This window comes from Pseudomonas sp. OE 28.3 (assembly GCF_014268205.2).
Taxonomy (GTDB): Bacteria; Pseudomonadota; Gammaproteobacteria; order Pseudomonadales; family Pseudomonadaceae; genus Aquipseudomonas; species Aquipseudomonas edaphica.
In genome coordinates this window covers 6,519,207-6,533,176 of sequence record NZ_CP077082.1, presented here as the reverse complement: position 1 = coordinate 6,533,176, position 13,970 = coordinate 6,519,207, and the positions used below count along the sequence as shown (strand labels likewise).

Genomic DNA, 13,970 nt, shown 5'->3' with positions numbered 1-13,970 from the left:
CTCCTTAAGGTTGTTTGAGGGCGATAGCCTGGACGGAAGTGCTCGGCACCACATGGGCTGCAAGGCCACCGGCGAACACCTGGTTGCCGACCACGCGCAGGGTGATGACCTGATAGCGCTGGTCGGCCTTGACCGTCACCCGCGTGCCGCCCAGTGCGTTGGGCAAGCTGACTTGGTGCTCGCCGTGCTTGAGGCGCAGGCGTGTCACTTGGGTCATGTCCGGCAGGGTGCGCCAGGTGCGGGTGTCGGCGCCTTCGGTCACGGCCGAGGCGATGCCCAGCACCAGCCCCGCCATGGGGTTGGTCTTGTTCAGGTTGTTTTGTGTCACGCCACGGCTGACCGCACGCACAGTGGTGCGCAGGATGATCCCCGGCATGTCGTCACGCAGGGCGCGGCGGGACATGGCGGTGGTGCTGTTGAGCGCGGTGAGGTTCTGCTGTTTTCCGTCGACGCCGATCTGGCCGAAGGCCTGGGTGGAAGTGTCGGCCTTGATCACCGGGAACGACAGCGGGGTGATCACCAAGTGGCCGTCAATCGGAATCGGCAGCGGCAGGCGGATCGAGTCACGCGCCGGTGCCAGGCCACTCTGCACCACGATGAGTACATCGGTCTCGTCGGCGCCGACCTTGGACTTGTCCAGGTCCAACAACGCCTGTTCCAGCAGCGGTGTGTTGGGGCGCAACTCGGCAGCCTTGCGATAGCCCGGTGCAGCCAGGTCTTTTTCACCCAGGGCTTCGTAGACAAAGCCTGCCAGGTAATGGCTGAACGCACTCTGGTAACTGTTCTTCAGGCCGACCACTTCCGGCGCGTCCAGCGCTTCCACCGGGTAGCCGCGCAGGTCTTTGATCTGGGTAGTGACGCCCTGGCGCTCGGCTTCGTTTTCGCGCTTTAAGTATTCCTTGTCCCGCAGGTCGGCGATTACGGCTTCGCGCTCGTGGGTCTTCTTGATCTCGGTGCGGGCGCCGTCGAAATCATTCAGGGCCAGCAGGTTCAGGGCCATCTGGGTGGTCAGCATGACTTTTTCGTAGTCATAACCTTCGTAGCGACGCACCTTGTCGTTGACCAGGAAGCTGCCGAACTGGGCGAGGTACTTTTCGCTGTCGAACTTGACCGATTCTTCCCACTTGAACACTTGCAGGTCGGCGCTGCGCCAGGCGGTCTGGCTGCCGGTGAGGTCGCCTTTGGCGCGCAACAACTCGCCCTTTTCAAAGAAGTAGAGCAGGTCCTTGTCTTCGCCGGTGTTGTTTTTTTCCAGCAGGGTCAGGGCGCCGTCGACGTTACCGGTGGCCAACTGCTGGTTGGTGGCTTGCAGCTCGGTGTCGTAGCTGCGAAACATTGAACAACCGGAGAGCAAGGTAACCGCCGCCAGTGTGAGCGGGGTTAAGGCGCGAAATGCCATGCAAACTTCTTCCCTGAGAGTGATCGGCTGATGTGCAAATTCCTCATAAAAACGAGGAAATAAATTCCCTTTTGCAATAACAGGGCGCGGCATTATAGGCGTCATTGCTGGCAAAACAATGGCTTTTTGCCGCTGCAAGTGGCGCTGAGATGCCATTGCTTGTCTCTTGATTGCACGGGGCTCACAGGCGCCAAATCACGAACGCCTTGAGTCAAACGCTTTAAAATTCAACAATGTGTTACTTCGTATTTCCCTTTGAGATTCATTCATGATTGCCCCCATCCGTTTTCTCGCCTGGTTGCTGCTGCCAGCCTTGATGTCATGCAGCTTCAACCTGCTGGCCGCGACTGCCGAGGGCGCCCCACAAGCCCTGCATTTGTTGGACTACATTGGCGCTGACTACCCTCCGACGGTGGAGGCGGGCAAGGTTATCGATGAATCCGAATATCGCGAACAAGTAGAGTTTCTCGGGGTGTTGCAGGGGCTGGTGGCCGAGCTGCCGCAAAGGCCGGAGCGCGCCGAGTTGGTCAAGGGCGTCGACGAATTGTTAGCGGCTGTATCCGCTCACCAGGACGGCGCGACCGTCGCCCGCCAAGCCCGTCAGCTGGGCGCCAAGTTGGCGGTGGCCTATGAAGTCAGCCAGGCACCGGCTATCACGCCAGACCCTGCGCGGGGGGCGCCGCTGTACGCCCAGCACTGCTCGGTGTGCCACGGTACTGCCGGTGCGGGTGATGGCCCGGCGTCCACGGGCATGACGCCGCCGCCAGCGAACCTGCGCGATGCGGTACGTCTGGACCGCCTGAGTCTCTACGCGATTTACAACACGTTGGGCCTGGGTGTTGAAGGCACCGACATGCCGTCCTTCGCCGACCAACTGGATGACCGTCAGCGCTGGGACCTGGCCACCTACATTGCAGGCTTCACCGCCGACCCGGCTGCCGCCAAAAGCGAACAGCCTTTCAACCTTGCCGACCTCGCTCGCCAAACCCCCAACGAGGTGCTGGCAGCCAGTGGCCCAGCCGCTGCCGCGACGTTCCGCGCCCAGCGTGCGCAGCCGCCACAGGTTAAGCGTGGCCCGGCGCAGTTGCTCGACTACACCGCGACCACGTTGGACAAGAGCCTCGCCGCGTTCCGCAACGGCGATCACGAACAGGCCTATGACCTTTCGGTCGCAGCGTACCTGGAAGGCTTTGAGCTGGTAGAAAGCTCCCTGGATAACGTCGACGCCAACGTGCGTAAAGACACCGAGAAAGCCTTGATGGCCTACCGGCAGTCGTTGCAGGACGGCCTGCCGGTCGAGCAGGTGCAACAGCGCCTGGACGTGGCCAAAGGCAAACTCACCGAATCCGCCGGATTGTTGGGCAGTGATGGCCTGAGCTGGTCGCTGAGCTACATCTCTGGTTTGCTGATTCTGCTGCGCGAAGGCCTTGAGGCGATCCTGGTACTGGCGGCGATCCTGGCGTTCCTGCGTAACACCGGCCAGCAATCGGCGGTGCGCAGTGTCAACGTCGGCTGGGGTTTGGCGCTGCTGGCTGGCTTGGCGACCTGGGCACTGGCGGCATATGTGATCGACGTGAGCGGCGCCCAGCGCGAATTGCTCGAAGGCTGCACGGCGTTGTTCGCCAGTGTGATGGTGTTGTGGCTGGGCGTATGGATGCATGACCGACGCCACGCGGCGGCCTGGCAGGATTACATCAAGAGCAGCCTGGTCGGTGGCGGTGGCCGTTTCGGTTTCGCGATGCTGGCGTTTTTCTCGGTATACCGCGAGCTGTTCGAGGTGATCCTGTTCTACGAAACCCTGTGGCTGCAGGCGGGTCCTGCCGGACACAACGCGGTACTGGCGGGCGGCGCCACGGCGCTGGTGCTACTGGTAGGGTTGGCGTGGGTGATCCTGCGCGGCTCGGCGAAACTGCCGCTGGCGTTGTTCTTCGGTATCAACGCGGCGCTGCTGTGCGCGCTGTCGGTGGTGTTCGCCGGGCACGGCGTCAAGGCCTTGCAGGAAGCGGGCATCTTCGGCACACGGCCGGTGGCGTTCTTTGATTTCGACTGGCTGGGCATTCACGCCGATGCGTACTCGTTGAGTGCGCAGGCTGTGGCGATCCTGGCGATTGTGGTGCTGTACGGCCGCAGTCGCCTGGCCGAGAAGCGTCGAGTGGTGGCATAAGCATGCGGGTGTGGATCGATGCAGACGCCTGCCCGCGAGCAGCCAAGGACCAAGTGGTGAAGTTCGCGCTCAAGCGCCAGTTCGAAGTGGTGCTGGTGGCGGGTCAGAGCCAGATCAAGCCGAGCTTTGCCTGTGTGAAGCTGATCGTGGTGCCCAGCGGCCCGGACGCGGCGGATGACTATCTGGTGGAGCACGCCGTGCCCGGTGAGTTGGTGATCTGCAGCGACGTGCCGTTGGCCGACCGCCTGGTGAAGAAGGGCGTCACAGCCCTCGACCCCCGCGGCAAGGAGTTCAGCCCGGCGAACATGAGTGAACGGCTGGCGGTGCGCAACCTGTTCACTGACCTGCGTGAGCAGGGCCAGATGGGCGGCGGCCCACCGCCCCATGGGGAAAAGGACAAGCAGGCGTTTGCCAATGCGCTGGATCGTATCCTCACCCGATTAATGCGCCAGGCCTGACCTTGCAGTGAGTGGGTTTGTTGTAGCAGCTGGGCTTGTTGTGGCGAGCAGGCTTGCCCTGCGTTGGGCTGCGCAGCAGCCCTAGACCCCACAACCTCGCCCAGCCTGACACACCGCGCGGCCTGAATTGGGGCGGCTTCGCCACCCAGCGCAGGGCAAGCCTGCTCGCCACCCCATTTATCGCGGGTTAATCATTCTCGTGGGTCAGTTCCAGCACGCGATCCACCAACTTGTTGATGCCTGACGCCACCTCGCTGATGCGCTTGCCGAGCATGTAGGCCGGCGTGGTCACCAGCTTGCGGGCCTTGTCCTCGACGATATCCTCGACAGCGCACTCCTGATGAGTGGCGCCCATCTTGTCCAGGGCCGCCGCCGTGTCGGGGCAGTTGCCGATGGTGCAGGTCACGCCGGGGCCGTAGATTTTTGCGGCCAGGGCTGGCGAGATGCAGATCAGTCCCACAGGCTTGCCGGCTTCGGCAAAGGCTTCGGCCAGCTCCAGCACTTGCGGGTTGACGCTGCAACCGGCGCCCTCCACGGCAAAGTTCGAGAGATTCTTCGCTGCGCCAAACCCGCCAGGCACGATCAGTGCGTCGAACTCGTCGGCGTTGGCTTCACGAATGTCTTTCACCTCACCTCGAGCGATGCGCGCCGACTCCACCAGCACATTGCGCGACTCGGGCATCTCTTCACCGGTAAGGTGGTTGATCACGTGCAGCTGCGCAATGTCTGGCGCAAAACATTGGACCTGAGCGCCGCGCTGATCCAGGCGCAGCAGCGTGATCACACTTTCATGAATCTCTGCGCCGTCGTACACGCCGCAGCCGGAAAGGATCACTGCAATCTTTTTGCTCATGGGCATCTCTCCTGTTTTTGTGGCGTTAAATGTCTACTAATTTGTCACCTGTTGCCAATGGGATCTCCTGCGGCTACACCTAATCTTGATGTAACAAAAATACATCGGACTAGCCCATGGACTTCGTGCCTTACGCGGTACCGTTTTTTATTGCCTTGATCGTGGTCGAGCTGCTGGCCGATCGCTGGCGCGGTGAACGCAATTATCGGGTGGCGGACGCCATCAACAGCCTCAGCACTGGTGTGCTGTCCACCACCACCGGGTTGTTGACCAAAGGCGTGGGCCTGCTGACCTACGCGTTTGCCCTCAAGCACCTGGCGCTGATTGAGCTGCCTGCCCAAAGCGTGTGGACCTGGGTGTTCGCCTTTGTGTTTTACGACTTCTGTTACTACTGGCTGCACCGCTGCGGCCATGAGCGCAACATCCTCTGGGCTGCGCACTCGGTGCATCACCAGAGCGAGGACTACAACCTCACCACCGCGTTGCGCCAGACCAGTACCGGCTTCCTGCTGAGCTGGATCTTCTACTTGCCCCTGGCCGTCGTGGGCGTGCCGCTGGTGGTGTTTATCAGCGTGGCCTCGCTCAATCTCCTGTATCAATTCTGGGTACACACCCGTCACGTGCCCAAGCTCGGCTGGTTCGAGTGGTTTTTCGTCACGCCGTCCAATCATCGTGCCCACCATGCGCAAAACGCTCTCTACATGGATCGCAACTACGGCGGGGTGTTCATTATTTGGGACCGCCTGTTCGGCAGCTTCCAGGAAGAAGACGATAACGAGCCGGTGATCTTCGGCGTAACCACGCCGTTGGCCAGTTGGAACCCGCTATGGGCCAACCTGCAGTTTTATGCACAGTTGTGGAGTGATGCGCGGCGCACTGAGAGCTGGTGGGACAAGCTGCGTATCTGGTTCATGCGCACCGGCTGGCGCCCGGCGGACGTGAAAGCCAAGTACCCGATGGCCAAGCCCGACTTGAGCCAGTTCCGTAAATTCGAGGTGCCGCTGGACGCGCGCCAGCAGGTATATATCGCCCTGCAATTTGCAGCGTATGTAGGGTTTGGCAGTTACCTGATGAATTTCGGCGAGGGGCTGCCCACGGCGGCGCTGGTGCTGGGCTGGAGTGCGATGGCGCTGGGGCTGTTCACCTTGGGCGTGGCCCTGGAGAATCGGCCGTGGGCGCTGAAAGCCGAGCTGGTGCGCCTGGGACTGAATGTGCCGTTGGTGTGGCTGGCGCCGCTGGTCGGCTTGTGGCCGGCCAGCAGCCTGGGCTGGCTGGGCCTGGTGAGTTACAGCTTGCTCAGTGCGATCGGCCTTTACTGTTGCAGAAGCCGGCTTACTCGACTGGCGTCTTAGGCGGTTGCTCCGGCGCCTGCTCGGCAGCCAGCCGGGCCTTGGCCTCAGCACAGGCTTCGCGGGCGATACGCGCGTTCTTGAAGCGCCGGCGCAGCCACAGGCCAAAGCCCAACAATAGCAACGCGCCCAGCACCCACAGCTCGTATTTCTTGACGCTGCCGAGCATGCCTTCCAGCACCGCACCGAAGTGGTAGGCCGCCGCGCCCAAGGCCGCGGCCCAGATGGCGGCGCCGATACCGTTGAGGATCAAGTAGCGGGCCGGCGGGTAGCCCGACAGGCCAATCGCCACCGGCATCACGGTGCGCAACCCATAAACGAAGCGGAAGCTCAGCACCCAGATATCCGGGTGCTTGCGGATATGTTCCAGGGCCTTGTCACCCATCAATTGCCAACGCGGTTTGCGCGCCAGCAGCTTGCGCCCGTGTTTGCGCCCCAGGAAATACCACAGCTGGTCGCCGGCATAGCTGCCAAAAAAGGCAACGACCACCACCAGGTTGATATCCATGTAGCCACGGAACGCCAGGAAGCCTGCGAGAACCAAAATGGTTTCGCCTTCAAAGAAGGTGCCCAGGAAGAGCGCAAAGTAGCCGAAGTCATGCAGAAATTGTTGAAGCATGGTCTGGGGTGCTGGCGAAATGAACGCGCAGCCTACGCCTTCGTGAACATTCATGAAAGTATCGAGATGTGTCACGAAGTGAACAATTCCTACATAAACGACGAATGCGACTACAGGTCGCATCGATAAGCACAACTGTCATTCCTTCGTCATAATGGCCGCTTATAACTGCAACGCTCGCCCGTAAACGCGGGCTCAGGAGTCTGTCGTGAGCTTTACCCCTGCCAATCGCCTGTTCCCCGCCACCCGTCTGCGACGCAATCGCCGTGATGATTTTTCTCGCCGCCTTGTACGTGAAAATGTACTGACGCCGAATGATCTGATCCTGCCGGTGTTTGTGCTGGACGGCGAAAATCGTCGGGAGGCTGTGGCGTCGATGCCGGGCGTGGAGCGCTTGACCATTGATTTGCTGCTTGAAGAGGCAGCCGGTTGGGTTGAACTGGGGATTCCGGCATTGGCGCTGTTCCCGGTGACACCGGCCGAGCTCAAGTCCCTCGACGCCGCCGAAGCCTGGAACCCGGATGGCATCGCCCAGCGCGCCACCCGGGCCTTGCGTGAGCGGTTCCCGGAACTGGGGGTGATCACCGACGTGGCGCTGGACCCGTTCACCACCCACGGCCAGGATGGCATTCTCGACGAAGACGGCTATGTTCAGAACGACATCACCGTCGATGCGCTGGTCAAGCAGGCCTTGTCCCATGCCGCAGCAGGCGCCCAGGTGGTGGCACCGTCGGACATGATGGACGGCCGCATCCAGGCGATCCGCGAAGCCCTGGAACTGGCCGGCCACGTCAATGTGCGCATCATGGCCTACTCGGCCAAGTACGCCAGCGCCTATTACGGCCCGTTCCGCGATGCGGTGGGTTCGGCGTTGAACCTGGGCAAGGCCAACAAGGCCTCGTACCAGATGGACCCGGCCAACAGCCATGAAGCGCTGCACGAAGTGGCGGCCGACCTGGCCGAAGGCGCCGACATGGTGATGGTCAAGCCCGGGATGCCTTACCTGGACATCCTTTATCGGGTCAAAGAGGAATTCAAGGTGCCGACCTTTGTCTATCAGGTCAGCGGTGAATACGCCATGCACATGGCCGCGATCCAGAATGGTTGGTTGAGTGAAGGGGTGATCCTCGAATCCCTGACTGCCTTTAAACGTGCGGGTGCTGATGGCATTCTGACCTACTTCGCCGCCCGCGCTGCCCAATTGCTTAGAGAGCAACAATAGCCCTCACAGGAACACTCGATGAATACCGAAGGACTCTCCGAAGTTGCTGTAAAAGACGCTCACCCGGTGGTTGAACAAATCGCCGAAACCCCACCGGAGCTGGAGCCGGCTGCGCCTGCTGTGGTGGCTGAAGCGCCCGCGCCGGCCCCGGTGGCAGCGGTGACCAACCTGGATGACAGCAGCCTGTACATCCATCGTGAGCTGTCACAACTGCAATTCAACATCCGCGTGCTGGAGCAGGCGCTGGATGAGTCCTACCCACTGCTGGAGCGGCTTAAATTCCTGCTGATCTTCTCCAGCAACCTGGACGAGTTCTTCGAGATCCGCGTTGCCGGCCTCAAAAAGCAAATCACCTTTGCCCGCGAACAAGCCGGTGCCGACGGCCTGCAGCCGCATCAGGCCCTGGCGCGCATCAGCGAGCTGGTGCACGGCCATGTGGACCGCCAATACGCGATCCTCAACGACATCCTGCTGCCGGAACTGGAAAAACATCAGGTCCGCTTCATCCGTCGTCGTCACTGGACCACCAAGATCAAGACCTGGGTGCGTCGCTACTTCCGTGACGAGATTTCACCGATCATCACCCCGATCGGCCTCGACCCGACGCACCCGTTCCCGTTGCTGGTGAACAAGAGCCTCAACTTTATTGTTGAGCTGGAAGGCATCGATGCCTTCGGTCGCGATTCTGGCCTGGCGATCATCCCGGCGCCGCGTCTGTTGCCACGGATCATCAAGGTACCGGAAGAAGTAGGGGGCGCTGGCGATAACTATGTATTCCTCTCGTCGATGATCCACGCGCATGCCGATGACCTGTTCCAGGGTATGAAGGTCAAGGGCTGCTATCAGTTCCGCCTGACCCGTAACGCCGACCTGGCGCTGGACTCCGAAGACGTCGAAGACTTGGCCCGCGCCCTGCGCGGCGAGCTGTTCTCGCGGCGCTATGGCGACGCGGTGCGCCTGGAAGTGGCTGACACCTGCCCCAAACACCTGTCGGACTACCTGCTCAAGCAGTTCAACCTGGCCGAGTCCGAGCTGTACCAGGTCAATGGCCCGGTGAACCTGACGCGTCTGTTCAGCATCACCGGCCTGGACAGCCACCCGGAGCTGCAATACACGCCGTTCACGCCGCAGATCCCGAAACTGCTGCAAAACAGCGAGAACATTTTCAGCGTGGTGAGCAAGCAGGACATTCTGCTGTTGCACCCGTTCGAGTCGTTCACGCCAGTGGTCGACCTGCTGCGCCAGGCCGCCAAGGACCCGCATGTGTTGGCTGTGCGCCAGACCCTGTACCGCTCTGGCGCCAACTCGGAAATCGTCGATGCGCTGGTAGACGCTGCGCGTAACGGCAAGGAAGTCACGGCGGTGATCGAGCTGCGTGCGCGGTTTGACGAAGAGTCCAACCTGCAACTGGCCAGCCGCCTGCAAGCGGCCGGTGCGGTGGTGATCTACGGCGTGGTCGGCTTCAAGACCCACGCCAAGATGATGCTGATCCTGCGTCGCGAAGCTGGTGAGATCGTGCGTTATGCCCACTTGGGCACCGGTAACTATCACGCCGGCAACGCCAAGCTCTACACCGACTACAGCCTGCTCACCTCCGACGACGCTTTGTGTGAGGACGTCGGCAAGTTGTTCAGCCAGTTGATCGGCATGGGCAAGACCTTGCGCATGAAGAAGCTGCTGCACGCGCCGTTCACGCTCAAGAAGGGCATGCTCGACATGATTGCCCGCGAAACCCAGTTCGCCCTCGACGGCAAGCCGGCGCACATCATCGCCAAGTTCAACTCGCTGACCGATCCGAAGATCATCCGCGCGCTGTACAAGGCCAGCCAGTCCGGGGTGCGCATCGACCTGGTGGTGCGTGGCATGTGCTGCCTGCGCCCTGGCATTGTGGGTGTGTCGCATAACATCCACGTGCGCTCGATCATCGGCCGCTTCCTGGAGCACACACGGGTGTTCTACTTCCTCAACGGCGGCGAGGAGCAGATGTTCCTCTCCAGTGCCGACTGGATGGAGCGCAACCTCGACAAGCGTGTGGAGACTTGCTTCCCGGTCGAAGGCAAGAAGCTGATCATGCGGGTCAAGAAAGAGCTGGAAAGCTACCTCACCGACAACACCCACAGCTGGAGCCTGCAATCGGACGGGCGCTACGTGCGCAACACCCCGACCGGCAACCAGAACCCGCGCAGTGCGCAGGCGACGTTGCTGGAGAAGCTGGGTAGCCCGATTCTTGCGGTGAACTAAAAGCCTGCACAGACCTAATGTGGGAGCGGGCTTGCTGTGGCGAGGGAGCTTGCTCCCGTTGACTGCGCAGCAGTCTCCGGCTTTTTGGGGGCGCTACGCACCCCAGCGCAAGCAAGCTTGCTCGCCACAGCAAGCGCGCTCCCACATTTGTTTTGTGGCGTTACATAGATCGTATCAGCGCAGGTTCAGCGCGAACCCCACCCGCGTCAACCACTCCGCTTCCTGGGCAAAGTCCGCCTGGGTCAGCTGGTTTTCATCCAGCCAGCCTTTGGGGAACACCACGTCCAGGCTGTCGCCATGGGCGCGCAGGGTGACTTGGGGCATTTCCTGGGTGCCACGGATGTGGTGGAACAGGATCGCAAAGCGCAGCAGCACGCACAGGCGGATCAGCTTGATGCCTTCGTCGCCGAACTCGGCAAATTTGTCCTTGGGAATGTTGCGGCGATGGCCACGCACCAGCAGGGCGAGCATCTGTTGGTCTTCGCGGGAGAAACCGGCGAGGTCCGAGTGCTCGATCAGGTAGGCGCCGTGCTTGTGGTAATGGTAGTGGGCGATGTCCAGGCCCACTTCATGCACCTTGGCGGCCCAGCCCAGCAGTTCGCGCCAGACGCCGTCTTCCAGGTCCCAGTCCTCGGCTACCTGGTCAAAGGCGTGCAGGGCTTTGCGTTCCACCCGGGCCGCTTGTTCCAGGTCGACGTGATAACGCTCCATCAACGAGGTGAGGGTGCGCTCACGCACGTCTTCGTGGTGATGGCGGCCCAGCAGGTCATACAGCACGCCTTCGCGCAGGGCGCCGTCGCAGTGGTCCATACGTTGCAGTTCGAGGGCGTCGAAAATCGCTTCGAGAATCGCAAGGCCAGCCGGGAAGATGGTACGACGGTCGGGCTTGATGCCGTCGAAGTCGATTTTCTCGGCATCGCCCAGCTTGAACAGTTTGCGCTTGAGCCATGCCAGGCCTTCGGCGTTGACCTCACCGGTGCCATGGCCGCCGGCTTTGAGGGCCAGGCCGATGGCGCGGATGGTGCCGGACGAGCCGATGGCTTCATCCCAGGTCAAGCGGTGCAGCGCATGCTCGATGCTCATGATCTCCAGCCGCGCGGCCGTGTAGGCCTGGGCATAGCGTGCCGGAGTGATCTTGCCGTCCTTGAAATAGCGCTGGGTAAAGCTCACGCAGCCCATTTGCAGGCTCTCGCGCAGCAATGGCTCGAATCTTTGCCCGATGATGAACTCGGTACTGCCGCCGCCGATATCCGCCACCAGGCGCTTGCCGGGCGTGTCGGCCAGGGTGTGGGACACGCCCAGGTAGATAAGGCGCGCCTCTTCCCGGCCGGAGATGACTTCTACCGGGTGCCCGAGGATTTCTTCGGCGCGGCGGATGAATTCGACACGGTTGCGCGCCTCACGCAGGGCGTTGGTGCCGACAATTCGCACGGCGCCCAATGGCATGCCGTTGATCAGTTGGGCAAAACGCTTGAGGCAGTCGAGGCCGCGCTGCATGGATTCTTCATTGAGCTGGCGCTGGTCGTCGATGCCGGCAGCCAGTTGAACTTTCTCGCCGAGCCGCTCGAGGATGCGGATTTCGCCGTTCTGGGCCTTGGCCACGACCATGTGAAAGCTGTTGGAGCCCAGGTCGATGGCGGCGATCAGGGACAAATTCTTGGCTTGGGATTGCGGCATGGTTTGGGGGTCTCGGTCGATAACCCGACCATCGTGCCACGATCGACCGCTGGCGCCAACGCGTTGTGCTTCAGGAATCTTCCTGTCGGTGCGGGAGGCAATGCCTGTTGGAGATGTAGGGCGATTCTCCTTTGCTCTAGCGAATAAACTTAAGGCTAGGTACGAGGTATTAAATTTATGCCTATAAAAACTCTCGGGACTTTCCTTACAAGGGTTTTGTATTTGTTCTGCTCGGTTTTTTAGTTATGACTACTGATGCAGTTGAAAAGGGTGGTCATATTTTTGTTGTATTCGGACAGCAGTTGACGTGCTCTCCTATTCTTTTTTAGGTCACTTACAAGCGAGACTGCCCGTCGGCAATGATGCCGTGGTGTTATTTGTTTATGGCGTTTTATGTCAGGGAATGTCGTGTTTTAGAAGCGGAGCTTTTCAGCCTTTAATAAGTAACGTCTGTTAACTTCTAATGACGGGTAAAAGATGAAAAAAGTATTTGGTTTGGCCGTGGGGATTGCGTGCCTGTTTGCCAGTGTAGGCGCCTATGCAACTACCAACCCGACCGGCAACCTGATCGTCAAGGGCACCATTATTCCGGCGGCTTGCAGTATGAGCGTTAGCGCCGGCGGGGTTATCGACTATGGCACGATTCGAGCCAATCAATTGTCCCAGACGAATTTCAACCCACTTGCGGAGCGTTCCACTTCGCTGGTCGTCAATTGCGGTACTACACCTGCCAGGTTTTTCTTGTCTGTCACTGACTTGCGGGCCTCCAGTAAAGTTACTGGCATATTGGGCGCTGGCTACACCGAAGCCCAAAACTATGGTCTCGGTACGTATGGTGGCAGGCGCACCGGCGGCTATTCGGTCACCCTCAGAAACCTGACGTCCAACGGTGTGGCGCTCAACCCGATTGTACGGTCGAGCAAGGACGCAGCCTGGCAAGCCAGCGACGGTAAGGTTTCCCAGACACCTAACCAGCATTCCTGGCGTAACGGCGCTGTCAATGCGCCAGCTTCGATCTCTCAGCTAACCGGTGTTATTGCCGTCAAAGCGGTGATCAATCGCGCAAGTGATCTGAACCTTACCGGCAATATTGCGTTGGATGGTCACGCGACGCTGGTTCTGGATTACATCTAAACGTTTGAGCAACAGTCGATAGCGAGGCAGAGTCAGTCAGGGGGACTCTTATTAGTTATCGGCTGTTTTCATGTAGCTGTGCAATTACACGTACTCATTTGTTTGTGAATGTTCCAGGGAGAACTCGGTGAACGGTCTTTCAAGAATAATTGGTTTCATATCGTGTTGTATGGCTTTGTTGCTGTATAGCGTAGCCCATGCCGACGGTATGTTGCCTGAAACAACGGTTGTCATTCTTTATGAGGAGAATGGCGAAGCCACGATCAATATAAAAAACACTGATCCAACCCCTGCGTTACTGCACTCCGTCATAGAAAATGTGCCCGAGGATCTTGAAACCCTGTTGATCGTCACCCCGCCCATTGCTCGCGTGGAGCCAGGGGAAACGCAACTGGTCCGTTTTATCAGCACCCTGAAGTCGCCGCTCAAGACTCAACGCCTCAAGCGCGTGTCCTTCGAGGGAATTCCCCAGGCGCGTGAGCCAGGTGGTGCGACCATTGGTATCACCCTGCGTCAAAACTTGCCGCTGATCCTGCACCCGGCAGGTTTGCCCCGGCACCAGGCACCTTGGGAACTGCTCAAGTGGAAGCGCCAGGGTGATCGCTTGAGCGTGCATAACGACAGTGCCTATGTGGTGCGCATGGGATTGGAAGTGCAGCTTAATCCGCTGAAACAAACCGGCTTGCTGCCCCGCACTTATATCCTGCCGGGTGAGGTGTTGACGCTCAATACCCAAGGGCCTGTGGCCGAGGTGTCCTCGGTGGTGCTGCAGCCGGCCACGACCTTTGGGTTTGCTGTCGATGACTACCAGGCAGATGTTCTGGGTCATGGGCGCTAAGCGTTCGATGACTGGA

11 protein-coding genes are annotated in these 13,970 nt (G+C 60.2%); 7 read left to right on the top strand and 4 right to left on the bottom strand.

What is annotated here, in order from left to right; translation table 11 throughout:
* Positions 1-4: 4 nt before the first annotated feature.
* Complete coding sequence (locus HU759_RS29545; protein WP_170036746.1) at positions 5-1,399, bottom strand: hypothetical protein; 1,395 nt, start codon at positions 1,397-1,399, stop codon at positions 5-7.
* Between the two features lie 268 nt (positions 1,400-1,667).
* On the opposite strand from HU759_RS29545, the gene HU759_RS29540 reads away from it, so the two are divergent.
* Together HU759_RS29540 and HU759_RS29535 are read left to right on the top strand one after the other, a co-directional pair.
* On the top strand, positions 1,668-3,563 hold the full coding sequence (locus HU759_RS29540) for an FTR1 family protein (RefSeq protein WP_017135237.1): 1,896 nt from the start codon (positions 1,668-1,670) through the stop codon (positions 3,561-3,563).
* Positions 3,564-3,565: 2 nt separating this feature from the next.
* Positions 3,566-4,021: a YaiI/YqxD family protein gene (locus tag HU759_RS29535; RefSeq protein WP_017135238.1), complete on the top strand. Its 456-nt coding sequence runs from the start codon at positions 3,566-3,568 to the stop codon at positions 4,019-4,021.
* A gap of 187 nt (positions 4,022-4,208) precedes the next feature.
* On the opposite strand, the gene elbB is transcribed toward HU759_RS29535, so the two are convergent.
* Positions 4,209-4,874, bottom strand: coding sequence for an isoprenoid biosynthesis glyoxalase ElbB (gene elbB / locus HU759_RS29530; RefSeq protein WP_017135239.1), 666 nt, complete (start codon positions 4,872-4,874; stop codon positions 4,209-4,211).
* A 116-nt stretch (positions 4,875-4,990) separates the two neighbouring features.
* On the opposite strand from elbB, the gene HU759_RS29525 reads away from it, so the two are divergent.
* Entirely contained in the window at positions 4,991-6,226 is a 1,236-nt protein-coding gene (locus HU759_RS29525) for a sterol desaturase family protein (RefSeq protein ID WP_017135240.1), read from the top strand.
* Here HU759_RS29525 and HU759_RS29520 read toward each other — a convergent pair.
* Positions 6,207-6,842, bottom strand: a complete 636-nt coding sequence (locus HU759_RS29520; protein WP_026013544.1) for a DedA family protein — start codon at positions 6,840-6,842, stop codon at positions 6,207-6,209. The two genes, HU759_RS29525 and HU759_RS29520, sit on opposite strands and share 20 nt — an antisense overlap.
* Positions 6,843-7,050: 208 nt before the next feature.
* Between HU759_RS29520 and hemB the strand changes: the two genes are divergently transcribed.
* Together hemB and ppk1 are read left to right on the top strand one after the other, a co-directional pair.
* On the top strand, positions 7,051-8,064 hold the full coding sequence (gene hemB / locus HU759_RS29515; RefSeq protein ID WP_138450130.1) for a porphobilinogen synthase: 1,014 nt from the start codon (positions 7,051-7,053) through the stop codon (positions 8,062-8,064).
* 18 nt (positions 8,065-8,082) lie between these two features.
* Complete coding sequence (ppk1, locus tag HU759_RS29510) at positions 8,083-10,305, top strand: polyphosphate kinase 1 (protein WP_017135242.1); 2,223 nt, start codon at positions 8,083-8,085, stop codon at positions 10,303-10,305.
* A 174-nt stretch (positions 10,306-10,479) separates the two neighbouring features.
* Here ppk1 and ppx read toward each other — a convergent pair whose 3' ends face one another.
* A complete protein-coding gene (gene ppx / locus HU759_RS29505) occupies positions 10,480-11,982 on the bottom strand; it encodes an exopolyphosphatase (protein ID WP_017135243.1) in 1,503 nt (500 codons plus the stop codon).
* A gap of 477 nt (positions 11,983-12,459) precedes the next feature.
* Here ppx and HU759_RS29500 point away from each other — a divergent pair, with 477 nt between their 5' ends.
* Together HU759_RS29500 and HU759_RS29495 are read left to right on the top strand one after the other, a co-directional pair.
* The gene (locus tag HU759_RS29500; RefSeq protein WP_017135244.1) at positions 12,460-13,116 is read left to right on the top strand and encodes a DUF1120 domain-containing protein; all 657 of its coding nucleotides are present in this window, start codon (positions 12,460-12,462) and stop codon (positions 13,114-13,116) included.
* 157 nt (positions 13,117-13,273) lie between these two features.
* Entirely contained in the window at positions 13,274-13,954 is a 681-nt protein-coding gene (locus tag HU759_RS29495) for a fimbria/pilus chaperone family protein (protein WP_264082992.1), read from the top strand.
* Positions 13,955-13,970 lie beyond the last annotated feature (16 nt).